At 45.8% G+C, this 23,086-nt stretch carries 18 protein-coding genes and 2 pseudogenes; 16 read left to right on the forward strand and 4 right to left on the reverse strand.

Translation table 11 applies throughout. The annotated features are described in order from the left end of the window. Positions 1-69: 69 nt before the first annotated feature. The 8 genes from F894_RS04680 (at position 70) to F894_RS04715 (ending at position 9,814) form a co-directional block, all read left to right on the forward strand. The gene (locus F894_RS04680; RefSeq protein ID WP_005246336.1) at positions 70-825 is read left to right on the forward strand and encodes a class II aldolase/adducin family protein; all 756 of its coding nucleotides are present in this window, start codon (positions 70-72) and stop codon (positions 823-825) included. Further along, the gene (locus tag F894_RS04685) at positions 822-1,745 is read left to right on the forward strand and encodes a 2-hydroxyacid dehydrogenase (RefSeq protein ID WP_005106944.1); all 924 of its coding nucleotides are present in this window, start codon (positions 822-824) and stop codon (positions 1,743-1,745) included. The genes F894_RS04680 and F894_RS04685 overlap by 4 nt, the downstream gene beginning before the upstream one ends. A gap of 37 nt (positions 1,746-1,782) precedes the next feature. Continuing rightward, positions 1,783-2,571, forward strand: coding sequence for an enoyl-CoA hydratase-related protein (locus F894_RS04690; protein WP_081401190.1), 789 nt, complete (start codon positions 1,783-1,785; stop codon positions 2,569-2,571). Between the two features lie 11 nt (positions 2,572-2,582). Next, positions 2,583-3,563 (forward strand): NAD(P)H-dependent flavin oxidoreductase, encoded by a 981-nt coding sequence (locus F894_RS04695; protein ID WP_005246340.1) that lies wholly within the window; start codon positions 2,583-2,585, stop codon positions 3,561-3,563. Between the two features lie 211 nt (positions 3,564-3,774). Further along, on the forward strand, positions 3,775-5,577 hold the full coding sequence (locus F894_RS04700; protein ID WP_005246342.1) for an acyl-CoA dehydrogenase C-terminal domain-containing protein: 1,803 nt from the start codon (positions 3,775-3,777) through the stop codon (positions 5,575-5,577). Between the two features lie 129 nt (positions 5,578-5,706). Next, positions 5,707-6,546, forward strand: coding sequence for an alpha/beta fold hydrolase (locus F894_RS04705; RefSeq protein WP_005246343.1), 840 nt, complete (start codon positions 5,707-5,709; stop codon positions 6,544-6,546). Positions 6,547-6,558: 12 nt separating this feature from the next. After that, on the forward strand, positions 6,559-8,055 hold the full coding sequence (locus tag F894_RS04710; protein WP_005246345.1) for a flavin-containing monooxygenase: 1,497 nt from the start codon (positions 6,559-6,561) through the stop codon (positions 8,053-8,055). A gap of 76 nt (positions 8,056-8,131) precedes the next feature. Continuing rightward, positions 8,132-9,814 (forward strand): AMP-binding protein, encoded by a 1,683-nt coding sequence (locus F894_RS04715; RefSeq protein WP_005246347.1) that lies wholly within the window; start codon positions 8,132-8,134, stop codon positions 9,812-9,814. Between the two features lie 70 nt (positions 9,815-9,884). Here the strand turns inward: F894_RS04715 and F894_RS04720 are convergent, their stop codons facing one another. After that, positions 9,885-11,108 (reverse strand): CaiB/BaiF CoA transferase family protein, encoded by a 1,224-nt coding sequence (locus tag F894_RS04720; RefSeq protein ID WP_034438134.1) that lies wholly within the window; start codon positions 11,106-11,108, stop codon positions 9,885-9,887. 356 nt (positions 11,109-11,464) lie between these two features. Here F894_RS04720 and F894_RS04725 point away from each other — a divergent pair, with 356 nt between their 5' ends. After that, on the forward strand, positions 11,465-12,736 hold the full coding sequence (locus F894_RS04725; protein WP_004730944.1) for an MFS transporter: 1,272 nt from the start codon (positions 11,465-11,467) through the stop codon (positions 12,734-12,736). 74 nt (positions 12,737-12,810) lie between these two features. On the opposite strand, the pseudogene F894_RS15040 reads toward F894_RS04725, so the two are convergent. Then, positions 12,811-12,972: pseudogene (locus F894_RS15040) on the reverse strand (MarR family transcriptional regulator); the annotation flags it as partial. Between the two features lie 2 nt (positions 12,973-12,974). On the opposite strand from F894_RS15040, the pseudogene F894_RS04730 reads away from it, so the two are divergent. Further along, positions 12,975-13,826: pseudogene (locus tag F894_RS04730) on the forward strand (AMP-binding protein); the annotation flags it as partial. Positions 13,827-13,936: 110 nt separating this feature from the next. Here the strand turns inward: F894_RS04730 and F894_RS04735 are convergent. Together F894_RS04735 and F894_RS04740 are read right to left on the reverse strand one after the other, a co-directional pair. Continuing rightward, complete coding sequence (locus tag F894_RS04735; RefSeq protein WP_005246358.1) at positions 13,937-14,614, reverse strand: type 1 glutamine amidotransferase domain-containing protein; 678 nt, start codon at positions 14,612-14,614, stop codon at positions 13,937-13,939. Between the two features lie 171 nt (positions 14,615-14,785). Next, the gene (locus F894_RS04740) at positions 14,786-15,670 is read right to left on the reverse strand and encodes a LysR family transcriptional regulator (RefSeq protein WP_004646944.1); all 885 of its coding nucleotides are present in this window, start codon (positions 15,668-15,670) and stop codon (positions 14,786-14,788) included. 177 nt (positions 15,671-15,847) lie between these two features. Here F894_RS04740 and F894_RS04745 point away from each other — a divergent pair, with 177 nt between their 5' ends. The 6 genes from F894_RS04745 to F894_RS04770 all read left to right on the forward strand — a co-directional run bounded on the left by F894_RS04745 (position 15,848) and on the right by F894_RS04770 (position 23,080). Then, positions 15,848-17,377 (forward strand): CoA-acylating methylmalonate-semialdehyde dehydrogenase, encoded by a 1,530-nt coding sequence (locus F894_RS04745; RefSeq protein WP_005246360.1) that lies wholly within the window; start codon positions 15,848-15,850, stop codon positions 17,375-17,377. 11 nt (positions 17,378-17,388) lie between these two features. Beyond that, entirely contained in the window at positions 17,389-18,279 is an 891-nt protein-coding gene (gene mmsB / locus F894_RS04750) for a 3-hydroxyisobutyrate dehydrogenase (RefSeq protein WP_005246363.1), read from the forward strand. An 86-nt stretch (positions 18,280-18,365) separates the two neighbouring features. Next, complete coding sequence (locus F894_RS04755) at positions 18,366-20,015, forward strand: AMP-binding protein (RefSeq protein WP_005246365.1); 1,650 nt, start codon at positions 18,366-18,368, stop codon at positions 20,013-20,015. 59 nt (positions 20,016-20,074) lie between these two features. Beyond that, on the forward strand, positions 20,075-21,202 hold the full coding sequence (locus F894_RS04760; RefSeq protein ID WP_004730935.1) for an acyl-CoA dehydrogenase family protein: 1,128 nt from the start codon (positions 20,075-20,077) through the stop codon (positions 21,200-21,202). A 22-nt stretch (positions 21,203-21,224) separates the two neighbouring features. Beyond that, positions 21,225-21,998: an enoyl-CoA hydratase gene (locus F894_RS04765; protein ID WP_005246367.1), complete on the forward strand. Its 774-nt coding sequence runs from the start codon at positions 21,225-21,227 to the stop codon at positions 21,996-21,998. 20 nt (positions 21,999-22,018) lie between these two features. Then, the gene (locus F894_RS04770; RefSeq protein WP_005246370.1) at positions 22,019-23,080 is read left to right on the forward strand and encodes an enoyl-CoA hydratase/isomerase family protein; all 1,062 of its coding nucleotides are present in this window, start codon (positions 22,019-22,021) and stop codon (positions 23,078-23,080) included. Positions 23,081-23,086: the final 6 nt, after the last annotated feature.

A 23,086-nucleotide genomic window follows, 5' to 3' on the forward strand; every position in this document is an offset into this window, starting at 1 on the left:
ATTCTGTTTTTCTAAAATTATGATATAACAGATAGTGATCGAAATGCTATATTTTTCCAGGATGGAACGATGACAATAAAAAATCTCGTCACAGATGCTGAATGGCAGGCACGTTGTGAACTCGCAGCGCTTTATCGCATTATTGCGCATTACCGGATGACGGACCTGATTGATACTCACATCAGTTTAAGAGTCCCTGATCAGCCTGACTGTTTTCTGATTAATCAGTATGGTATCGCTTTTGAAAAAATGTGTGCCTCAACGCTGGTCAAGATTAATCATGAAGGGCAAGTGGTAGAAAGCTATGAACAGGACAAGCCGGTGAATATGGCTGGCTTCGTCATCCACTCCGCAATTCATGAAGCACATGCTCATCTGAACTGTGTCATTCATACGCATACCGCAGATGGCATAGCAGTTTCTGCACAGAAACACGGACTTCTTCCCATTTCCCAGCATGCGCTGAAATTTTATCAGCAGGTGTCCTATCACGAATATGAAGGCGTGGCACTGTCAACAGATGAGCAGGAGCGCCTGATTCAGGACCTGGGCGGCCATCGCGCCATGATTTTACGCAATCACGGACTTTTAACGGCTGGCGAAACGATTGCACGGGCTTTTCATGAAATCTATTTTCTGGAGCGTGCCTGTCAGGCGCAGGTGAAGGCCTTAAGTGGCGGTGCCGAACTGTATTATCCAGCAGAAGAAGTCCGAATTAAAACTGCCAAGCAGTTCGCCAGTCCTTTAGTTGAACCGATTTTACAGCGTGCCTGGCAGGCCGCTTTGTCTTTGATTGAGCATCAATATACGGAGTATGCATCATGATTGTGATATCCAGTACTGTGCCGAATATTGAAGCAATTCTGGTGAAGTCTTTTCAGAAATATGCGCCTGCTGGCAGTTTCTGTACAGTGGACAGCCCGGAAGCTGAACAGGCGACCACTGTTGCTGCCTGGTTTCCAGATCTGGAAAAAGTGCAGCAGCTACCACAGCTTGGTCTGATTCATTCGATTGCTGCAGGGGTCGAACATTTAAATTTAAACGAGATTAGATCTGACCAGTCAGTCTGCCGGGTACTGGATCCACATCATCAAAAGGGCATGTTTGATTATCTGCTCTGGGGCGTGCTGTATTTCCAGCGTTATTTTGACCGCATGACCCAGCAGCAAAAGCAGCAGCTATGGAAACAGTATCGTCAAAGTTATAGCCATCATATCCAGATCGGGATTATGGGCCTTGGCCATATGGGTGGTTATGTGGCAGAACGTTTTGCCGACATGGGCTATCAGGTGTCTGGGTGGTCCAATTCCCCAAAAGATATTGATCAGGTCAAAAGTTATGTAGGTACAGAACAACTTTCTGAGTTCCTGGCCCAAAGCCAGATTCTGATTAATCTGCTACCACTCACTGAAGAAAATACTGGCATTCTTTCTGCTGAATTATTTCAGCAACTGCCTGAACAAGCGGCTTTAATTCATGTCGGGAGAGGCCAGCATTTAATTGAACAGGATCTACTCAATGCACTGGATTCCGGCCACTTACGTGGTGCAATTGTCGACGTATTTGAGCAGGAACCTTTAGCCGCTGAACATCCATTCTGGCAGCATGAAAAGATCGTTGTTACACCACATGTTGCCTCACATGCGCCCATGTCTGTGGTGGTGGAACAGATTCTGGAAAATGACCGACGCTTAAATCTCGGGCTGGATTTATGCCATCAGGTAGATGTCAATAAAGGCTATTAATTGTAGGGATACAAGCAAAAAAATAAGGAAATTAATGATGTGGGAAACGATTCAAACTCAGGTTAAGCAAGGCGTCGCAACTTTAAGCTTTAACCGCCCGGATTCACTCAACAGTTTTAACCGGCAGATGCATGAGGAAGTGCAGCAGGTGCTGAAAAACTGGAATACAGCTCCGGATATTCGGGTGATTGTGATCCGTGGTAATGGCCGGGCGTTTTCAGCGGGACAGGATTTAAAAGAACGTGCTGGACAGCTCGGTAATGTGCCTTTGCCACCGCAAGGCTCGCTGGCCAAATACTATAATCCCCTGATTAACCTGATCCGCCAGAGTCCCAAACCGGTGATCGCAGCAGTGAATGGTGTGGCTGCCGGTGCAGGTGCCAATATCGCGCTGGCCTGTGATCTGGTCATTGCCAAGGAAAGTGCCCGATTTATTCAGGCTTTTTCTAAAATTGGCTTGATTCCTGATGCCGGTGGCACCTGGATGTTGCCACGTTTAATCGGTTATGCACGTGCCATGGCATTCACTTTTCTGGGGGAACCTGTACATGCCAAAGAGGCTGCTGAAATGGGCATGATCTGGAAAATGCTTCCAGATACAGAATTTGATGCTTATATCGACGACATTGCACAGCAATTAGCTCAACAGCCGACTTATGCGCTGGCTTTAACCAAACAGGCCTTGCAACGCAGTGCTGAAAATAACATGGACCAGCAACTGGAGCTGGAACAAAACCTGCAATATCTGGCTCTGAGCAGTCAGGACTATAAAGAAGGTGTCCAGGCTTTTGTCGAAAAACGCCCTGCACAATTTACCGGATGCTAAGGAGAGCATTTATGAAAATTCAGACCCGTATTACCGAGCTTTTAGGCATTCGCTATCCAATTATCCAGGGTGGCATGATGTGGGTCGGTACCGCAGAAATGGCCAGTGCCGTATCTAATGCAGGTGGCTTGGGAACATTAACGGCATTGACTCAACCGACGCCTGAAGCCTTGGTCAAGGAAATTGCACGCTGCCGAGAAATGACCGATCAGCCTTTTGCAGTCAATCTGACTTTATTGCCCGCCGTGAATCCGCCGCCATATGCAGAATACCGACAGGCGATCATTGAAAGCGGTATCAAGATCGTAGAAACGGCGGGCAACAAGCCTCATGAACATATTGAGGCATTTAAGCAACGTGGCATTATTGTCATTCATAAATGTACCTCAGTCCGTCATGCGCTTTCAGCGCGAAGAATCGGTGCGGATATCATCTCGATTGATGGTTTTGAATGTGCGGGCCATCCGGGTGAAGATGATATTCCTGGCCTGATTTTAATTCCTGCCGCTGCTGATCAGCTCACTGTGCCGATTGTGGCCAGTGGCGGTTTTGCTGATGGCCGTGGTCTGGTCGCAGCTTTGGCTTTAGGTGCTGAAGGCATCAATATGGGTACTCGCTTTTGTGCCACTCAGGAAGCGCCGATCCATCCAAACATCAAACAGTTCTATGTCGATAATGATGAAAGGGCGACGCATCTGCTATATCGACAGTTCAGGAATACTGCCCGTGTTGCCAAAAATGCGGTATCTGATCTAGTGGTTAAAATGAGTGAAGATCCAAATCTGGAGTTTGAACAGATTCGGCCTTATGTCAGCGGTTTAAAAGGCAAGCTCGCTTTAGAAAATGGCGATATTGATGCTGGTGTACTGACTGCAGGTCAAGTGATGGGATTGATTCATGACATTCCGACTTGTCAGACGCTGATTGAAAATATTATGCAGGAGGCAGAGCAGATCGTTCATCAGCGTTTAGCTCAATTTTTTCCACGTTAATCAGCCTTAGTGCAGTCGCTGTATAGAAAAGCCATTCCACCATGAATGGCTTTTTTTCATCCTGTATATTTTTTATTTTTAAATGGGAAATTTCATCGAATGACTAGATTTTATTCTTTAAATTATATTATAGTGGATTTAAAACATAATTTCGTATTATGAAATTAATAGTCATAAATATACAAATTAGAACTCATACAAGGGAATTACGATGAGAAATTATATTGCGCCATTAAAAGACATGAAGTTCGTGCTGAAAGACCTGTTAAACGTTGAACAGAAATATCAGGGCTATGCAAAATTCGCAGACAAGGTTTCTATGGATATTATGGAGCAATATCTGGAAGTCGCTGCGGACTTTTGCCAAAACGAACTTCTACCGATTAATGCGACAGGCGACCAGCAGGGTTGCCGTTTGCAGGATGGCGTCGTAACTACTCCAGATGGGTTTAAAGCAGCTTATGACAAATATGTAGAACTCGGCTTTACCTCTTTAACCGGTGATGAACAATATGGCGGTCAGGGCTTCCCAACTTTATACCGGATTGCTATTTCTGAAATTATTACTGCAACCAACTGGTCTTGGGGCATGTACCCAGGCCTGTCCCATGGTGCCATGCGTACTTTAGAGCACCACGGTAGCGATGAACAGAAACAGAAATTCCTGGTACCTTTAATTGCAGGTCGCTGGACGGGAACCATGTGCTTGACTGAATCTCATGCCGGTTCTGACCTAGGTTTAATCCGTACCAAAGCAGTGCCAAATGAAGACGGCAGTTACAGCATCAGTGGTGAGAAAATCTTTATCTCAGCCGGTGAACATGACCTGGCTGAAAATATCGTGCATATCGTACTGGCACGTTTGCCAGATGCACCTGCGGGAACCAAAGGTATTTCGCTGTTTATTGTGCCGAAATACAATCTGGATGAAGCAGGTAATGTGGCTTCCCGTAATGGTGTGGTGTGTAGCGCCATTGAACACAAGATGGGCATTCACGGCAATGCGACCTGTGTGCTGAATTTTGATAATGCCAAAGGTTTCCTGATTGGGCCTGAAAATCGCGGTCTGAACTGCATGTTTACCTTTATGAACTCGGCACGTATCGGTACAGCTATTCAAGGCTTGGCAGCAGCAGAATCTTCTTATCAGGGGGCATTGGCTTATGCCAAAGACCGTCTGGCGATGCGTTCTCTTGAAGGTGCAAAAGTGCCAGGCCAGCCTGCAGATCCGATTATCGTGCATCCGGCAGTACGTAACATGCTGCTGACTCAAAAGGTGTTTGCAGAAGGTTCACGTGCACTTGCATATTATCTGGCGACCTATGCCGATATCGCTGAAGCCACTGACAGCCCGGAAGAAAAGAAAGCAGCTGAAGACCGTCTGGCATTATTAACCCCAATTGCCAAAGCATTAATGACTGAAACCGGCATAGAAGCGGCTAAACATGGTATGCAGGTTTTCGGTGGTCACGGTTATATTGCTGAACATGGCATGGAACAGATTGCCCGTGATGCACGTATTGCCAGCCTCTATGAAGGAACCACTGAAATTCAGTCCATTGACTTGCTGGCGCGTAAAGTTCTAGGTTCAAAATTGGGTCTGTTGACCGCATTAACCGAGGAAATTCAAGGCTTTGTAAAAGAACATCAACAACATGCCCAGTTTAGCCAGCAAGTTGCACAAGTCAGCCAGTTGACTGAACAATGGCTGGAATTAACCAGAACCATTCAGGAGCAGGCTCAGCAGTCTGCCAATGAAATTGGGGCAGCATCAGTTGACTACCTATATTTCTCTGGTTATGTCGTGTCCGCTTATCTGTGGCTGAAAATGGCAATTACTGCGCAGCAGAAAATTGAAGAAGGTAATACTGATCCGTTCTATGCAGCCAAGATCAAAACTGCACAATTCTTCTTTGCACGTATTTTGCCAAGAACTTCAACCCACTTTGCCAATATTCAGGCAGGTGGTGAAAGCCTGTTTTTACTTGAACCTGAAGAGTTCAAATTCGATTAAACCTTTTGACCCACGATACTCGTGTCGTGGGTCTTTTTTTAATAATTTTTGCATCCTAACCTCATTCAAATATTGAGAGTTATTCTTCGGTATTGAATAAACCATAAAATAACAAGATCAGGAGTCTATATGGATTTAGACATGATTACTCGACAGTTTCCTTATGCTGATCTGCAACTTACTTTTCATGAAGTCGGACAGCGTTCTGCATTTCCCACTATTATTCTGATTCATGGCACCGGTGGAAATACCGACAAGCATTTCAGCTATATTTTTCCGATGCTGGGTATTCATCAGCGGGTTTTATCCATTGATTTGCATACCCCCGATAAAGCTGATCTAAAGGTGACCGATTTTAGCCAGCAGGTTGAAGCACTGATTCAGCATGCGGTTGCAGAAGATGAAATCATTACAGTGGTCGGCTATTCACTCGGTGCCGTGATTGCTGCACAAGTAGCAGCCAGTTTAAAACAGCGCGTAGCGCGTTTGATCCTGTTAGCCGGTTGGGCCAAAACCAGCTCGGTGCAACAACTACGTACTGTCATTTGGCAGCAATTATTTACTGAACAATCTGCGGCCTTGCCTCATTTTGTCAATTATTGCCTGTATAGCGATGATTATCTGTCTGCACGAAGCGAACAGCAGGTGTTGGATCTGGCACGCTTTGTTAAACCATCCCAAGATGCAGCCAAACAGCGTGAACTGAATTATCGCATTGATATTACATCAGCTTTATCCGACATCTGTGCAGAGACTCTAGTCGTTGCCTGTCGTGAAGACCGCATGGTGCCTGTAGCGCAAGCTAAACTGCTGTTTGCTTCAATTTCGAACAGTCGCTATATCGAAATTTCTTCAGGACATGCGCTCTATGTCGAAGCGCCAGCCGAAGTGGTGCAACTGGTAAACCAGTTTAGCCAGCATCCAGAACAATATCCGGTGAATCAAAAAATCCAGCCTTATATGCCTTAAAGGAGATAAATAATGCAAGCTAAAGGACAGCGCAGCAAGATTCTAATTGTAGGCAGCGGTTTTGGTGGTTTGGGAATGGCAATCCGCCTTAAACAGCAGGGCATCCACGATTTTAAAATCATTGAACGTGCAGCAGAAGTGGGCGGTACTTGGCGTGACAATACCTATCCCGGAGTCGCCTGTGATGTACCTTCCCATTTATATTCTTTCTCGTTTATTAAAAATCCCAACTGGTCGCGTGTCTTTCCACAAGGGGTAGAAATTCAGCGCTATTTAATTCAATGCTGTGATCAGGAAAATATCCGGCCCCATGTTAATTTTCATACCCAACTGGAAAAGGCCAGCTGGAATGCACGAGAACGCATCTGGGAAATTCACACCTCTATAGGTCTGTATCAGGCTGAGATTTTAATTACCGCAACCGGGCATCTGGCAGATGAGCATCTCCCGAAAATTCCGGGGCTGGAAGAATTTGAAGGCCAAGTGATGCATTCCGCGCGCTGGAACCACGAGCTGAATCTGGAAAATCAACATGTCGTTGTGGTGGGTTCTGGTGCTTCTGCCATCCAGCTTGTGCCGGAAATTTCCAAAACAGCCAAAAGCCTGACCGTATTGCAACGTAGTGCGCCATATATTTTGCCCCGACCAGACCGAGCTTATTCTGAGTCAGAAAAACAGCTTTTCCGCAAAGATCCGGACAGTATGTCGGCCCTCAGACATTCCTTGTTCTGGGGCAATGAATACAATTTTGCCCAGCGCCGTAATCTGAAAAGCCAGATTGAGCGGGTCAAGAAAAACTGCCTGCAATTCTTAAAACATCAGATTTCAGATCCTGAATTACAGCGCAAACTTACGCCGAATTATGAACCTGGTTGTAAGCGCTTATTGCTTTCTAATGATTATTATCCGACTTTTCTAAAACCAAATGTCACACTTGAAGACTCAGCATTGGCAGAAGTTATGAAAGACGGTGTATTAAGCCAGGCTGGAAATAAATTTTCTGCAGATATCATCGTATTTGCGACAGGATTTGAAGCGGCACGTCCACCCTATGCCGCAAAGGTGGTGGGTAAACAGGGTTTAAGCCTGGAACAGCAATGGTCCAGCGGTATGCAGGGTTATCAGTCAACGACCGTACACAACTTTCCAAACCTGTTCATCCTGAATGGGCCAAATACAGGCAGTGGACATAATTCAGCACTTTATTTTCTGGAAACCCAGTTTGATCTGGTGCTGGATGCCTTGCAGTTTTTTGAGCAGGAACAGATTCAGGTCTTTGAAGCAGATCAAGAAGCTGAAAATAGCTATATGCAGGAGCTACAGCAGCTTTCGCAAGGTAGTGTCTGGTTATCGGAAAGCTGTAAAAGCTGGTATCTGGACCCGGTCAGTCGCAAGCTGACTTTGGTCTGGCCGGATTATGCTCATTCATTTAGGGATAAAAATCAGCATTTTATTCGTAGCGGTTATCACTACCAGTATGTTGAATCGAGACAGCAGAAAGTGGTGTAAAAATATTTAATTAAAATCAAAATCTTATGGTTTAAATAATACAAAATAATTGTAAATCCAGGACAGGAGTATAGTCATGAGCAGTCAGCCATGGATGGAAGAATATAAAAAGTGGAATATCAATCCGGAGTTTACCCGGCCAGATCCTGAGAAAACCCTGAGCACGACAATTGCTGAGAATTTGGTGAAATTTCAGGATAAAACCGCATTTATCTATCTGGATCGTAAATTCAGCTATCAAGATATCGATGTGTATAGCCAGAAACTGGCTAGCTATTTACAGAGTCTTGGGCTGACTGCTGGCAGCCGTATTGCGGTGATGTTACCGAATATTATTCAATATCCAATCGCTACCTTTGCCATTATTCGGGCCGGTTATGTGCTGGTCAATGTCAACCCCATGTACACCCAGCGCGAGCTCTATCATCAGCTACAGGATTCAGGTGCAGAAGCCTTGATTATCCTTGGACAGACTTTGGAGCAATTAACAGCATTAGAGGAATGTCCTCAACTCAAATATGTTATTTCGACGCATTCGCCGGATTTTATTCAAGAGCAGCAAAGTGCTATTTATAGTCAGGCAACACAATATCCGGATAAACAGTTCTTTGACTTTAGGCAGGCAATAAATCAGGTAGAAATTATTGATTTCAAAACACCTGTACAGCATCAGGAAGATACGGTCATTCTGCAATACACGGGAGGTACCACAGGTGTTTCTAAAGGTGCAGAACTGAGCCATCGCAATATTTTATTTAATATCGCCCAGAACAGTACCGTATTTATCAGCCATTTTGGTGACCGCTATGCCACTGAAAATGAATATGTATTCTGTGCCTTGCCGCTGTATCACATTTATGGATTTACCATCTGCCTGTTCAGTTATGGTTTAAGCCGTGGTTTTGCCAATGTCTTGATTCCAAATCCGAGAGATCTGGATGCTTTGGTGGATCAATACCAGAAACATCCACCCACTGTTTTCCCTGGGGTGAATACCATGTTTAATGCACTGGGACATCATCCACGTTTTCGTGAACTGGATCATTCAAACCTGAAAACTACAACTGGCGGGGGAGCATCGATTTTAAAAAATACGGCAAATTTATGGTATGAGGTCACAGGCTGCCAGATTTATGAAGGCTACGGACTTTCTGAAACCTCACCAACTGCAACTTTTAACCCGCCTTTAAGCCGGCGATTTAGTGGCACGATTGGCTTGCCATTGGCAGGAACTGAAATTCTGATTCTGAATGATGAAGGAAAACCTGTAGAGCTTAATCAGGCTGGAGAAATCGCCATACGTGGTCCACAGGTGATGAAAGGATACTGGCAGCAACCGGAAGCAACAGCACAGGTATTTACCAAAGATGGTTACTTCCTGACAGGTGATATCGGTTGTATGGACGAACAAGGCTATATCACCATTCTGGACCGCAAAAAAGACATGATTCTGGTGTCCGGATTTAATGTTTATCCCAATGAGCTGGAAGGCGTACTGTCCAAACATCCTAATATACTGGAATGTGCAGTGATTGGTATTGATGATGAAAAATCTGGACAGGTACCCAAGGCATTTATTGTGAAACAGGATGAAACTCTGACCCAAGATGAAGTCATGACTTATCTGAAGCAGCAACTGACCAGTTATAAACTGCCGAAATTCATTGAATTTGTGTCCGAACTACCAAAGTCTGCAGTAGGAAAAATTCTGCGTCGCGAGCTGCCTCGTACTGTTCAGTCGAGTGCCAAAACCTGTTAAGGAATGATCTAGTCCATTAGATTTAAAATAAAAAAGGAATCGAAAGATTCCTTTTTTACTGCTTGCAGGCTTATCGCTGCTGGATGACTTTTTTGCTTTTCAGTTCTTCCATTTCAGCAGAACTTAAATATTGACTCAAAATGGCATCGGTATCTTCACCCAGACAAGGTGGGGCCTTTTTATATTCTACCGGTGTCTTGGAAAGTTTAATCGGTGAACCGATTGAAGTGTAATCTTCACGTAAGGTATGCGGCATCTGAATCACCATATCACGTGCCAATACCTGTTTTTCTTGCAAAGTCTGTTTCAGGTCATTGATCATTCCTACCGGCACTTTAACCGCATGGATTAAATCCACCCAGGTTTTTGCCGGTCTAGTATAGAAATGAGCCTGTAGAACTGTGGTCAATTCTTCACGATGTGTAACACGTCCAGAATTTTTTAAGAAGCGAGGATCTTCTGCCACCTTAGCCAGACCAACGGCCTGACACAAAGCTTGAAATTGCAGATCATTACCACAGGCAATAATAAATTCACCTTCCTGGGCTTTGAACACCTGATAGGGCACAATATTGGCATGCGCGTTTCCGAAGCGACCGGGTACTTTGCCTGAGGTGAGATAATTCATGGCCAGAACAGAGAGGGAAGCAACCTGGGTATCCAGCAGCGCCATATCAATATACTGACCTTCACCGGTTTTCTCACGGGACAACAAAGCCGCCTGAATGGCAATTGCGGCATATAAGCCGGTGGTCAAATCGGCAAAGGCCAGACCCGCTTTTTGTGGGCCACCACCGGGCAGGTCATCACGTTCGCCAGTGACACTCATCATGCCACCCATTCCCTGAACGATAAAATCATAGCCCGGCTCTTGCGCACGCGGACCGTTCTGGCCAAAACCGGTAATGGAACAATATACCAGTCGCGGATTTAGCTGGCTCAGACTTTCATAATCCAGCCCATATCGTTTCAACGAACCGGCTTTATAGTTTTCAATGACTACATCACTCTGTTCAGCAAGTTTTTTGATAATACTTTGACCTTCAGGTGTAGATAAATCGATTGCAACCGAATGCTTGCCACGGTTGGCTGACAGGTAATAAGCCGATTCATGGGTATCTTGCTGGTGATTGTTTTTAAGCCAAGGTGGTCCCCAGATACGGGTATCATCCCCATGATCCGGTTTTTCAATCTTGATCACTTCTGCACCCAGATCAGCCAGAATCTGGCTACACCAGGGCCCAGCCAAAATCCGGCTTAAATCCAGTACACGAAATCCTGTTAAGGCACCCATTATTACGTTCCCTGTTCGATCATATTCAAATGACATATCGTTCTTATCCCTCTTTTTAAAGCTATATGAAAATGAAAGAACAATCAACTTTATGATAATAAATTTCGTATAACAAAATAAAACATCTAAAATGATGAATATTCATCTTATTTTCTTTAGCCTGATGCAAATATAAGTATGAACGAAGAACAAGAGGTCACTGATAAAAAGGAAAAAGCGATCTCCCAGACAGGATTAAAAAAGGAGTCAATCAAGTGAATTAAAAACGGATTAGCCTTAAAGCATATTCATTAGCGGAATAGCTTTAAATATAAAAGATCATGGAAACCTAAGGATAGGAAAACAGAGATTTAAATATGACGGATTTAGCGAGAGAATTAGAAAAGATTAAACCTACGACCAAACGAACGCAGCAAATTGCTTTTATTTTCGCCTTTCTGGCTTTACTGGTAGATGGCGCGGACATGTTGCTGCTGTCTTTCAGTTTAAATAGCCTGAAAGCAGAGTTTGGTCTCAGTAATCTGCAGGCCGGTACACTAGGCAGTTTTACCTTAGCAGGTATGGCGATTGGTGGCTTTATGGGTGGCTGGGCCTGTGACCGTCTGGGCCGTGTACGTACCGTAGTCATTTCGATTCTGGTATTTTCCATATTGACCGCAGCCTTAGGCTTTGCACAGAACTTTGAACAATTTGCTGTTTTACGCTTTCTTTCTGCCTTTGGCATAGGCTCTTTATATATTGCAGCCAATACGCTCATGGCTGAATATGTTCCAACTGAATATCGCACCACGGTTTTAGGTACCTTACAGGCAGGATGGACCGTCGGTTATATTGTGGCCACTGTACTGGCAGGCTGGATCATTCCAGAATATGGCTGGCGAACCCTGTTTTTTATTGCCATTATTCCCTCGGTTATGGCGATTTTTATCCAGAAACTGGTTCCTGAGCCAGAATCCTGGCAGCGTGCACGTTTGCAGCGTCTATATGCCCCAGCTGAAATCACAGCACAGCAACCCGCCAAAAAAAGCACAGTCAAAGAGATTTTCGCGGATCCTGCGAATCGCAGAATGTTTATTTTGTGGATCTTTACGGCCGGTTTTCTGCAATTTGGCTACTATGGCGTAAACAACTGGATGCCGGCATATCTGGAATCTGAATTGCACATGAATTTTAAATCTATGGCCGGCTATATGATTGGTACTTATGTGGCGATGATTTTCGGAAAAATTCTGGCGGGCTTTGCCGCAGACCGTCTGGGTAGACGCGCTGTCTTTTCGTTTGGAGCAATTGGAACGGCGATTTTCCTGCCCGTGATTGTGCTATTCAATACGCCAGATAACATTGCCTATCTGCTGATATTCTTTGGATTCCTATACGGCATTCCATATGCGATTAATGCCACTTATATGACAGAAAGCTTCGCCACCTCGATTCGTGGTACTGCGGTAGGCGGTGCTTATAATGCAGGTCGTATCGGCGCCATGTTTGCCCCTGCAATTATTGGCGCGGCAGCCAGCGGTGGTTCAATTGGCTTAGGCTTCCTGATTATGGGGGGTGCCTATTTCTTGTGTGGCGCAGTGTCCGGGATATTCATTAAAGACCGTCAATACGATCCACAAAAGGCATAATTTCAATTTATAAAAAAGAGCCTGAATTCAGGCTCTTTTTTATATTCTTCAATTAAAGCTATATTTCTATTTGTTTATTCCTGATCCGTTTCTTTATGCAGATGAATACTTTTTAAACCATCATTTACTTTATTGAGCAGACGAATTAGGGTAACCACATCATCAAAAGCCAGCTTATTTAAGGCCTGACCATAAAAATCAAAGAAATCAGCTTGCAAGTTGTCCCATGTTTCCAAGCTGGGATGTAGCCAAAGCAGTGGATCTAATTCATCAGCATCAGGTGAATTTCACCATGGCCTCGACCCCATTTTTGAATGATTTGTCCAATACCGTGGCGGAACAGCATGACAAGGTTGATTCACTAAAAATTTTCCTGTGTGCTGGTGCACCCATTCCGGGGCCATTGGTACAAAAAGCCCGGGAAATTCTGGGCGTTAAAGTCATATCCGCTTGGGGTATGACCGAATGTGGTGCAGTGACGCTGACCCGACCTGAAGATGAGGATGAACACTCTTTCAATACGGATGGCATCGCTTTACCTGGTGTTGAAATCAAGATCGTGAATAAAAAAGGTCAGACCAAAGCCGTGAATGAATCCGGGCGTTTGATGATCCGCACCTGTTCAAATTTTGGCGGTTATTTAAAACGTCCACATTTGAATGATACGGATGCCGAAGGCTGGTTTGATACTGGCGATATTGCCTATCAGGACGAGCATGGCTATATTCGGATTTGCGGACGTAAGAAGGATGTGATTATTCGTGGTGGAGAAAATATTCCGGTCGCGGAAATTGAATCACTACTTTATAAGCATCCGAATATCGCCACAGTAGCTTTAGTGGCTTATGCAGATGAGCGAATGGGCGAGCGTTCCTGTGCAATCATCAAGCTGAAAGATCAGACAAAGCCGTTAAGTTTTAATGAGCTGGTAGATTTCCTGAAAACTCATAATCTGGCTATGCAGTATCTTCCGGAACGCCTGGAAATCTGGGAGGATATTCCGATGACCCCATCGGGAAAAATCCAGAAGTTTAAACTCAGAGAATTACTGGCTCAGCATATTGCCTCAACGGCAGTTGAAGCGAACTAAATCTGGGAATAAATAGATAAATTAAACCCTGAATAATCTTGCATCATTCAGGGTTTTTCTTATTCAAAAAGAAGCGATCTAAAAGGTTAATACGAATTTTAGATTAACTTCTACTTTAATAATTTTAATAAAGCTTCAGCCGTTGCAGCAGAAGAGGCGGGGTTTTGTCCAGTAATGAGCAGACCATCTTGTTGCACGTATACCTGCCAGTCCTCAGCTTTGGAATATTTCCCGCCTTTTTCTTTCAGCATGTCTTCCACTAGAAATGGGACAACATCGGTTAGGCCTACGCCGTCTTCTTCGGTATTAGTAAAACCGGTGACTGTCTTGCCTTCTACAATCGAATGACCTTCGGCATCTTTGACTTCACGAAGTACACCCGGTGCATGACAGACCAGCGCAACAGGTTTATCTGCCTGTAAAGTCTGCTCAATTAAAGAAATAGAATTCTGGTCTTTGGCTAGATCCCATAATGGACCGTGACCACCCGGATAGAACACGGCATCAAAATCCTGATTTAAGACTTCACTCAACTTATGTGTATTGGCAAGAGCCTGCATGGCCACCTCATCTGCTTCAAAGCGTTTGGTGGTTTCGGTTTGCGCATCCGGCTCATTACTTTTTGGATCTAATGGTGGCTGACCACCTGCAGGAGAAGCCAAAACTACCTCTGCGCCTGCATCGACAAAGGTGTAATAAGGCGCAGCTAGCTCTTCCAACCAGAAGCCAGTTTTTTTGCCAGTATCGCCCAGCTGGTCATGTGAAGTCAGTACCATCAAGATTTTCATATTATTTTCCTGTAGCTCATTAAAAAACATCGCGAATGATCGACTGTTAATTTAACAAGTCATGAGCGTCAGGAATGTTGTGATACGTTCATTTGCTGTATCGATACGTTGTTGTTTCAGTTGATTTAACTAAAGTACGTAGCCTTGCAAAGTGAACAGTGTGTTCAATATTCATCTGCCCATTAACAGGTCTTGCTGAAGATCGGCTTGTTTACGCAAGAAATCCCAGACCAGTTTAATTTTTGGTTCATGTTGCAGATCGACCAGTGTTAGCATCCAAAAAGTATGGGTAAAACTGACCTGATCGCCCAAAACCTCTTTGAGTTCGCTTTTATCATTGACCAGAAATTTCGGCAAAATGGCCAGTCCAGCACCTGCACGCACGGCAATTTCCTGCGCCAGAATGCTGTTACTGCGAAAACAGGCACTGACCTGCAAGGGAAGACGCTCTAGCGAATATAGTGCAGTGCTATAGACCAGATCATCAATATAATCGACAAAACGGTGCTGCTGGAGGTCTTCCAGTTTTTTAATTTCCGGATTTTGCTGTAAATAATGCTGGCTGCCATATAGCTTTAAACAGTAATTAGACAAACGAGTAATGATATACGGACCAGATTTGGGCCGGTCAATCGCGATCACAATATCGGCTTCTCGATGTGAAAGTTTGATCGCTTTCGGTACCGGAATCAGGTCAATGGTCAGCAAAGGATAATGCTGGGAAAATTCTGCCAAAAGACGAGCTAAAAATGCCGTGCCAAAACCTTCTGGCGCACCAATCCGGACCCGACCTTGCAAGGGATCATGGCGCTTGTCAATCTGGATAAAGGACTGTTCCATCTGTTCCACACGCGGCACCAGTGCCAGACCTTCCGAGGTTAGTTCATAACCGGTGGCTTCGCGCTTAAACAGTTGCGTACCTAAAGTACTTTCCAGGGCCTGAATCCGCCGCGCTACGGTGCTATGTTCAACCCCGATTAAGCGTGCTGCGTTGGTGAGTGTTTTAGCACGCGCCAAAACTAAAAAAAAGCGTAAATGATCCCAATCTACTTTCATTTTTTATTTAACATCCTGTTAAATTCCTGTGCATATTTGCACAACCATCGTGCACCAATTTCTATTGGTGGTCAAAGTGTTCTTTGTTAGTCTGCTGAAACAGCGTAAAAATTATACGTTAAATAAAAGCCAGTAAAGGCAGATACAACGACAATAACAAACCAGCACGGAGCGACCATGAACGCCATTTCTCATCCACAGCAAAGTACCGGATTCACCACCGCAAAACTCCTCATTAATGGTGAATTTGTCGAATCAAAAACCAGCCATTGGCAAGATATTATCAGTCCTGCCACTCAGGAAGTCTTGGGTCAGGTGCCTTTTGCCACTGCTGAAGAAGTCAATGCTGCGATTGCGGCTGCGCAAAATGCCTTTGCCAGCTGGCGCCAGACTCCAATTCAGGCCCGTATGCGAATCATGCTGAAACTGCAGGATCTGATTCGTACCAATTTAAAAAGTATTGCCCAAGTCTTAACGGCAGAACAAGGCAAAACCCTGGCTGATGCCGAAGGTGATATCCAGCGTGGTCTGGAAGTGGTGGAACATGCCTGTTCGATCGGTTCCCTACAAATGGGCGAGTATATTGAAGGGGTGGCACGCGGTGTTGATACCTATACCTTGCAGCAACCACTAGGTGTCTGTGCAGGAATTACACCGTTTAACTTCCCGGCGATGATTCCACTGTGGATGTTCCCGATGGCGATTGTCTGCGGCAATACCTTTGTCTTAAAGCCTTCTGAACAGGATCCACTATCGACCATGATGCTGGTTGAGTTAGCGATTCAGGCAGGTGTGCCGGCAGGCGTACTGAATGTGGTACATGGCGGCAAAGAAGTGGTCGATCTACTGTGTACCCATCGCGATATCAAGGCGATTTCTTTTGTCGGTTCGACTGCAGTCGGCACGCATGTCTATAACCTTGCAGGCCAACACGGCAAGCGTGTGCAGTCGATGATGGGCGCCAAAAACCATGTGGTGGTGATGCCAGATGCGAATAAAGAACAGACCTTAAATGCCTTGGTCGGTGCAGCTTTTGGCGCAGCAGGTCAACGTTGTATGGCACTTTCCGTGGCGGTAATGGTCGGTGAGACCAAGCACTGGGTCGATGAACTGGTCAATAAAACCAAAACCTTAAAGGTGAATGCCGGACATGAACCGAATACCGATGTGGGACCGGTGATTTCAACCCGTGCCAAAGCTCGTGTAATCGATTTGATTAACAGTGGTGTTGAACAGGGCGCAGAACTGTTGCTAGATGGCCGTAATGTACAGGTTCCGGGTTATGAGCAGGGTAATTTTGTCGGTCCAACGATTTTTAACCAGGTCACGACCGAGATGCGCATTTACAAGGAAGAAGTGTTTGGCCCGGTACTGGCGATCATGCATGTCGATACTTTAGAGCAAGCCATTGAGCTGATTAATGCCAATCCATTTGGCAATGGTGTGGGACTGTTTACCCAGAATGGCAATACGGCACGTACCTTCCAGAACCAAATTGATATTGGTCAGGTCGGCATTAACATTCCAATTCCTGTACCTGTGCCTTTCTTCAGTTTTACCGGTTCACGCGGTTCAAAATTGGGTGATCTAGGTCCTTATGGCAAACAGGCGGTGCAGTTCTATACCCAGACCAAAACCATTACCAGCCGCTGGTTTGAAGATGACCAGGAAACCACCGGTGTCAATACCACGATCAGTCTGCGTTAAGGAGCATCAGCATGAAGATTGCATTTATTGGTTTAGGCAACATGGGCGGCTCCATGGCGCAAAACTTACTCAAGTCCGGTCATCAGGTTTTTGGTTATGACTTAAGCGCAGTGGCTTTACAGCATTTTGCAGAAGCGGGCGGTATCGTCTGCGACAGTCCACAAGCTGCCGCGAAGCAGGCGGAGATCGTGGTCAGCATGTTGCCCGCAGCCAAGCATGTGCGTGAAGTCTATTTAGGTGAACACGGTATTCTGAAGGTACTTCAATCGGGCAGTTTGTGTATCGACAGCAGCACCATTGATCCGCAAACCATTCAGGAAGTTGCTGTAGCAGCTCAGGTCAAGCAGATTCGCGTCTGTGATGCACCGGTATCCGGCGGTACTTTGGGTGCCAAAGACGGGACCTTGACCTTTATGGTCGGTGCAGATGATGCCACTTTTGAGGCCGTCAAACCGGTTCTCGGCTGTATGGGTAAAAATCTGGTGCATTGTGGTGCGGTGGGAACAGGACAGGTGGCAAAAATCTGTAATAACCTGATTCTGGGAATTTCCATGACTGCGGTGGCTGAAGGGATGGCACTCGGAGCCAAACTGGGCATTGATCCACAGGCCTTGGCTGGCGTGATTAACACTTCCACTGGACGTTGCTGGAGTTCTGAAATTTATAATCCATGGCCAGATATCTGTGCCAATGCGCCGTCATCGCGGGGTTATACCGACGGTTTTGCCGCACAACTGATGCTCAAAGATTTGGGGCTGGCTGTCGATGCCGCGCAACAGGTGGATCAGCCGGTGGTACTCGGCAGCATGGTACAGAAACTCTATCAACAACTGTGTCAGGAAGGTGATGCCCATCTGGACTTCTCCAGCATCATGCATCAATACACCACGCCACCTGCTTAAAACTTAAAAGATTCAGATGGAGCAAGGATTCGCTTCAATAATTACACCTTGTCAGTAATAACGATAAATTCAGGCTGAGGTTTAACATGTTAGATTATCAAACAACAGTTCAAGACTTTGATTTAAATACGGTTGCAAGCCAGTATCTCTCCGGTTCCATGCAGGCAGTAAATGCCTGTTATGAATGCTGTGACCGTCATGCCGATTCCGATGCCATTGCCTTATACTGGCATGGTAAAGATGGCAGAAAAGAACAATATAGTTTTGCCGAACTCAAAAAATATTCCAGCCAGTTTGCCAACTTTTTAAAGTCTCAAGGCATTGGTAAAGGCGACCGCGTTTCCGGATTATTACCACGCACTCCCGAGTTGATCATTACTATTTTGGCAACCTGGCGGATTGGTGCTGTCTATCAACCCTTATTTACGGCCTTTGGTCCCAAAGCCATCGAGCATCGTATTCAGCTGGCGCAAAGCAAGCTGGTGGTGACTGATCTGGCGAATCGGGACAAATTATCCGAGATCAGCAACTGTCCACCGATTGTGACGGTACATGCCGAAACTGAGGCAGAGCGCTATCCGCACGACCTCAGCTTCTGGACGGTATTAAACCGTCAGGCTGAAGCTTGTGAGCTGGAAATCCTGAATGTCGATGATCCATTTTTATTGATGTTTACCTCCGGTACTACTGGACCAGCGAAACCTCTTAAAGTCCCTTTAAAAGCGCTGATTGCTTTTGCAAGCTATATGCAAAATGCCATTGGTCTAACTCCTGAAGATGCTTTCTGGAATATTGCTGATCCCGGCTGGGCCTACGGTTTGTATTACGCGATTACTGGTCCTTTAATGCTTGGACACTCGACCTTATTTTATGAAGGCGGTTTTAATGCAGAAAGTGTCTGCGAAATTGTTAAGGAATATGGAATTACCAATCTGGCCGGTGCACCGACTGCTTATCGCATGATGATGGCGGCCGATCCTGCTCAAATGGCAAAACTACGCGGTAAGTTACGTGTTGTCAGCAGTGCGGGAGAACCGTTAAATCCGGAAGTGATCCGCTGGTTTAAAGAGGTGCTAGATGTGCCGATTTATGACCATTATGGCCAGACCGAAGTCGGTATGGTGGTGTGTAACCATCATGCGCTGGAGCATCCGGTGCGTTCAGGTTCAGCAGGTTTTGCCAGCCCGGGTTACCGGATTGCCGTTGTCGATGAACAGGGTCATGAGCTCCCTGCGGACGTTCCGGGCATTCTGGCGGTGGATATCAGCCAATCGCCAATGATGTGGTTTTCGGGCTATGAAGAAAGCCGCAAATCGCCTTTTGTCGGCCATTACTACTTAACCGGAGATACCGCGGAAATTCATGCCGATGGCAGTATGAGTTTTGTGGGACGTAGTGATGATGTCATTACTACCTCGGGCTATCGGGTGGGGCCGTTTGATGTGGAAAGTGCCTTGCTGGAACACGATGCCGTGATTGAAGCGGCGGTGATTGGCGTACCGGATCCCGAGCGGACCGAAATCATTAAAGCCTTTGTGATTCTGGCTGGTCATTCTCCTGCAACTGCCGAGCTGCAGGAAGAGCTGGGTCAATTTGTGAAAAAGCGTTTATCTGCGCATGCCTATCCGCGTCTGATTGAATTTGTGACCGAATTGCCGAAAACCCCAAGCGGTAAAATTCAACGCTTTTTACTGCGCAATCAGGAAATCAACAAGCAGCAATCCAAAACTGCATAAGCTCATAAAGCCAACAGATTGAATAAGAAGATTAAATAAAGAGATTGAAGGAAGCATCGATGCAATTAACGGAAGAACAACACCTGATTCAGGATATGGCCAAAAGCTTCGCCCAGGAACAGATTAAACCCTTTGCCAGCGAGTGGGATCAAAAAGGCATCTTTCCCAAAGATGCCTTGGCCCAAATGGGAGAGCTGGGTTTTTTAGGCATGCTGATTCCGGAAGAATGGGGCGGCTCGGGCACAGGTACGCTGGCTTATGTTCTGGCCTTGGAAGAAGTCGCTGCGGCCGATGGTGCAACATCCGCGATTATGAGCGTACATAACTCGGTGGGTTGTGTGCCGATTTTCAAGTTCGGCACGGAACAGCAAAAGCAGCAATTTCTAAAGCCTTTGGCCCAAGGTGAAATGATTGGTGCCTTTGCCTTAACCGAACCACATACCGGATCGGATGCTGCCGCGATTAAAACCCGGGCGGTCAAGGACGGCGATCATTACATCATCAATGGCGCCAAACAGTTTATTACTTCTGGCCACAATGCCGGGATGATTATTGTGTTTGCCGTGACTGATCCAGGCGCGGGGAAAAAAGGCATGAGTGCATTTTTAGTGCCGCGCGACACGCCCGGTTATGAAGTGATTCGGGTCGAAGAAAAACTTGGTCTGCATGCTTCGGATACCTGTCAGATTGCCTTAACCGATGTCCGCATTCATGAAAGTTTAAGACTCGGTGCCGAAGGTGAAGGTTTAAAAATTGCCTTGGCCAATCTGGAAGGTGGTCGGATCGGCATTGCGGCACAGGCGGTAGGCCTGGCACGTGCCGCTTTAGAAGAAGCAACGGCCTATGCGCATGACCGCGTGGCCTTTGGCAAACCGATTTTTGAACAGCAGGCAATTTCCTTCAGGCTGGCCAGTATGGCGACTGAAATTGAAGCAGCACGCCAACTGGTTCATTTTGCTGCACGTAAAAAGGAAGCTGGCGAAAGCTGTTTGACTGAAGCCTCCATGGCCAAACTATTTGCTTCGGAAATGGCCGAACGCGTGTGTTCCAAGGCGCTGCAGATTTTTGGTGGCTATGGCTATCTGAAAGATTTTCCGATTGAACGCATCTATCGGGATGCGCGGATTTGTCAGATCTATGAAGGCACTAGCGATATTCAGCGTCTGGTGATTGCACGCAGTTTATAAGGAATTAAAAAGGATTTTTATCATGCAATGGCAAACCATTTTATTCGAACAACGTAACGGTGTTGGACTGATTACCTTAAACCGTCCTCAGGCGTTAAATGCACTGAATAACCAGCTGATTGTCGAGGTCAATCAGGCTCTTGATCAGCTGGAAAAAGACCCCGAAATTGGTTGTATCGTGATTACCGGTTCGGAAAAAGCTTTTGCTGCTGGTGCCGATATTAAAGAAATGGCAGATCTGAATTTTCCGCAAATTTATCTGGACGATTTTTTTAGTCTGGCCGACCGGATTGCGCAGCGCCGTAAACCTTTAATTGCCGCAGTGAGCGGCTATGCCTTGGGTGGTGGTTGCGAGCTGGCATTGATGTGCGACTTTATTTACTGCGCTGATAATGCAAAATTTGGTTTGCCTGAAGTTACCTTAGGCGTGTTGCCCGGCATTGGCGGGACCCAGCGTTTAACCTTGGCGATTGGTAAGGCCAAAGCCATGGAAATGTGCCTGACTGCACGGCAGATGGGGGCGCAGGAAGCGGAACAAAGTGGTTTGGTGGCTCGGGTTTTTGCCAAGGAAGAATTGCTGGAACAAACCCTGCAAGCTGCCGAGAAAATTGCTGAAAAGTCGCTTACTGCCGTGATGATGATTAAAGAATCAATTAATCGGGCCTTTGAAGTGAGCCTGGCTGAAGGCCTGCGCTTTGAACGCCGGGTTTTCCATTCGATTTTTGCCGGTTCCGATCAAAAAGAAGGCATGCAGGCCTTTGTAGAAAAACGCCCAGCCAAATTTACCCATCAATAAAACAAAAATAGGAAAATAAAATGAGTGATGAAAATAATTTAGCGATACGGGTCGCAGGAAGTCTGGGCATTATCAGCCTGGACCGCACCAGCCATTTAAATGCCTTAACCCTGCCAATGATCCAAGGCATTCAGGCGCAACTCGATCAGTGGCTGCATGAACCACAGGTACAAGCGGTTCTGATCAATTCCAACAGTCCCAAGGCGTTCTGTGCCGGAGGAGATATCCGCTATCTGTATGACAGCTATCAGGCCGGCAATACCCAATATCAGGATTTTTTTGCCACTGAATATAAGGTGCTGAGCACCTTGCGTAATTTTCCAAAGGCCGTGATCGTGATGATGGATGGCTATGTACTGGGCGGAGGCTTTGGATTGGCTCAAGCCTGTCATATCAAAGTTACGAGTGAAAAATCACGTTTTGCCATGCCAGAAACTGCGATTGGTTTTTTCCCCGATGTCGGTGCTACCCATTTTCTGTCCCGACTGGATGAAGTCGGTGTCTATATGGCATTGACTGGTGAGCAAATCAGTAGCAGTGATGCGCTGTATCTGGATCTGGTGGATTATCATGTGCCGAGTGAGCGTTTTGCTGAATTAGAAGCAGCATTGATTGCAGCACCGGTATTAAACCCGATTGAGATTCAAAAGATCATTAGTTCCTATATTACGCATCCGGTAGAAAGCGAGCTGCAAAAACGTGCAGATCTGATTAATCAGCATTTTGGCTATCAACACCTGGAGGAGATTGAACAGAGCCTTGCTCATGCAAGTAGTGCAACTAATCAGGAATGGGCCAATAAAATGCTGACCATTTTGCAGCAGCGTCCGGTGATGGCAAAACAGACCAGCCTGAAGTTACAGCAAGCCGGACAGAATTTGTCGCTGGAAAAATGTATGCAGCTAGAACGGGACTTGCAGGATGTCTGGTTAGAGCAGGGCGATTTTATTGAAGGGGTTCGTGCGCTGATTATTGATAAGGACAAAAATCCACAATGGCGAACCGAAAATGCAAAATTTGAACAAACACTGGAAAAGCTCTGGCCAGCATGGACTCAGCAGCGTATCGAAAATATTACTTAAAGCTGA

Source organism: Acinetobacter sp. CIP 51.11 (assembly GCF_000369665.1).
Lineage (GTDB): Bacteria > Pseudomonadota > Gammaproteobacteria > Pseudomonadales > Moraxellaceae > Acinetobacter > Acinetobacter lwoffii_S.

Excerpts from the sequence above, each read along its gene's own strand:
- mmsB (WP_005246363.1), top strand. The coding sequence starts at position 17,389 with ATGAAGATTGCATTTATTGGTTTAGGCAACATGGGCGGCTCCATGGCG.
- F894_RS04745 (WP_005246360.1), top strand. The coding sequence starts at position 15,848 with ATGAACGCCATTTCTCATCCACAGCAAAGTACCGGATTCACCACCGCA.
- F894_RS04765 (WP_005246367.1), top strand. The coding sequence starts at position 21,225 with ATGCAATGGCAAACCATTTTATTCGAACAACGTAACGGTGTTGGACTG.
- F894_RS04690 (WP_081401190.1), top strand. The coding sequence starts at position 1,783 with ATGTGGGAAACGATTCAAACTCAGGTTAAGCAAGGCGTCGCAACTTTA.
- F894_RS04770 (WP_005246370.1), top strand. The coding sequence starts at position 22,019 with ATGAGTGATGAAAATAATTTAGCGATACGGGTCGCAGGAAGTCTGGGC.
- F894_RS04685 (WP_005106944.1), top strand. The coding sequence starts at position 822 with ATGATTGTGATATCCAGTACTGTGCCGAATATTGAAGCAATTCTGGTG.
- F894_RS04760 (WP_004730935.1), top strand. The coding sequence starts at position 20,075 with ATGCAATTAACGGAAGAACAACACCTGATTCAGGATATGGCCAAAAGC.
- F894_RS04695 (WP_005246340.1), top strand. The coding sequence starts at position 2,583 with ATGAAAATTCAGACCCGTATTACCGAGCTTTTAGGCATTCGCTATCCA.
- F894_RS04735 (WP_005246358.1), bottom strand. The coding sequence starts at position 14,614 with ATGAAAATCTTGATGGTACTGACTTCACATGACCAGCTGGGCGATACT.
- F894_RS04700 (WP_005246342.1), top strand. The coding sequence starts at position 3,775 with ATGAGAAATTATATTGCGCCATTAAAAGACATGAAGTTCGTGCTGAAA.
- F894_RS04725 (WP_004730944.1), top strand. The coding sequence starts at position 11,465 with ATGACGGATTTAGCGAGAGAATTAGAAAAGATTAAACCTACGACCAAA.
- F894_RS04680 (WP_005246336.1), top strand. The coding sequence starts at position 70 with ATGACAATAAAAAATCTCGTCACAGATGCTGAATGGCAGGCACGTTGT.
- F894_RS04715 (WP_005246347.1), top strand. The coding sequence starts at position 8,132 with ATGAGCAGTCAGCCATGGATGGAAGAATATAAAAAGTGGAATATCAAT.
- F894_RS04705 (WP_005246343.1), top strand. The coding sequence starts at position 5,707 with ATGGATTTAGACATGATTACTCGACAGTTTCCTTATGCTGATCTGCAA.
- F894_RS04710 (WP_005246345.1), top strand. The coding sequence starts at position 6,559 with ATGCAAGCTAAAGGACAGCGCAGCAAGATTCTAATTGTAGGCAGCGGT.
- F894_RS04740 (WP_004646944.1), bottom strand. The coding sequence starts at position 15,670 with ATGAAAGTAGATTGGGATCATTTACGCTTTTTTTTAGTTTTGGCGCGT.
- F894_RS04755 (WP_005246365.1), top strand. The coding sequence starts at position 18,366 with ATGTTAGATTATCAAACAACAGTTCAAGACTTTGATTTAAATACGGTT.
- F894_RS04720 (WP_034438134.1), bottom strand. The coding sequence starts at position 11,108 with ATGGGTGCCTTAACAGGATTTCGTGTACTGGATTTAAGCCGGATTTTG.